Raw genomic sequence first — 1362 nt, 5'->3', positions numbered from 1 at the left:
CAAGCCAAGCGTTTTGCGTCCTTTTGAGTAACTTGATACTTATTGAACCTTCTCCCCGAAGTTTAGCGAAATACTAAACTTCAAGGCGACCAAACCAAAAGGAGAAAGCTCAATGAAATTTTATACCAAATTACATGATTTTTACTGTGGTATCGACTTACATGCGCGAATTCTTTATGTCTGTATCTTGAATAACAAGGGTGAAAAGGTTGTTCATAAAAAGATAAAGGCAGATAAACACGCATTATTATCGCTCATTGAGCCCTATATCGGGCAAGTAGTGATTGGCGTAGAGTGTATGCATTGTTGGTATTGGGTTAGCGACTTCTGCAAAGAGCATGATGTTGATTTCGTGCTCGGTCACGCTCTTTACATGAAAGCCATTCACGGTGGTAAAGCCAAAAACGACAAAATTGATTCTTATAAAATCGCCAGTTTGTTACGCGGTGGCAACTTTCCTCTTGCTTATGATTATCCAAGTGAGATGAGAGCGACTCGTGATTTGCTGCGTCGACGAACCAAGCTTGTTCAGCATGGTGCTCAGCTTAAAGCGCATATCGTTAACACGAACAGCCAATATAATTATCCCGCGCTAGAGTTGCATATGAAAAACAAATGTGTGCGGGAAGAATTCAGAACGCGTTATGACGATCCTGTTGTGCAACGTAATATCAATTTCGACTTAGCCATCCTCGACAGTTACGCTCAAGAACTAAAATACCTTGAATGTTTTCTTGAGCGTAAAGCACAACAACATCGCCCTGACTATTACGCTCAATTGCGAACCGTACCAGGCATCGGACTTATATTAGCGATGACCATACTTTATGAAATTGGCGACATAGAGCGCTTTGAGTCAGTCCAAAAGTTTGCATCCTATTCCCGCTTAGTTAAATGCAAAGCGGAGTCAGCAGGTAAAACCTACGGTACAAGTGGTAATAAAATTGGCAACGGTCATTTAAAATGGGCGTTTAGTGAAGCCGCTATTCTCTATTTACGAGGTAACGACAAAGCAAGACGTTATATAAACAAACTACAAAAGCGCATGAGTAAAGCCAAAGCGTTATCCGCCTTGGCCCATAAACTTGGTCGCGCTGTTTACTTCATGTTAAAGAATAAAACGGTATTCGATGATGAACGGTTTTTAAACGCCTAAGTCGCACGATGGGGTGAGCTGAACGCCTAACTAGATAAGCAAGAACTATCGCGCGTTATTTGTGACGTATATGCCACTAAGCATGATATTGCAGGTAAATATAGTCGCTGTATAAGCTACTTGCGCTTGATTAGACACCCCATTGGTGCGCATTAAGAATGAGCAAAATTGTTTACACCTTAGTTGAGCCTGAAACTAACTGGAGC

The 1362-nt window shown here is 41.5% G+C and carries 1 protein-coding gene; it reads left to right on the top strand.

The window, feature by feature from the left end; all coding sequences use genetic code 11:
- The first annotated feature begins 112 nt into the window (after nt 1–112).
- The gene (locus tag AAEU32_RS15795; RefSeq protein ID WP_421971491.1) at nt 113–1156 is read left to right on the top strand and encodes an IS110 family RNA-guided transposase; all 1044 of its coding nucleotides are present in this window, start codon (nt 113–115) and stop codon (nt 1154–1156) included.
- Nucleotides 1157–1362: the final 206 nt, after the last annotated feature.

The organism is Pseudoalteromonas maris (assembly GCF_049257235.1).
In the GTDB taxonomy this organism is placed as follows: domain Bacteria; phylum Pseudomonadota; class Gammaproteobacteria; order Enterobacterales; family Alteromonadaceae; genus Pseudoalteromonas.
This window is presented reverse-complemented; position numbering and strand designations above follow the sequence as displayed.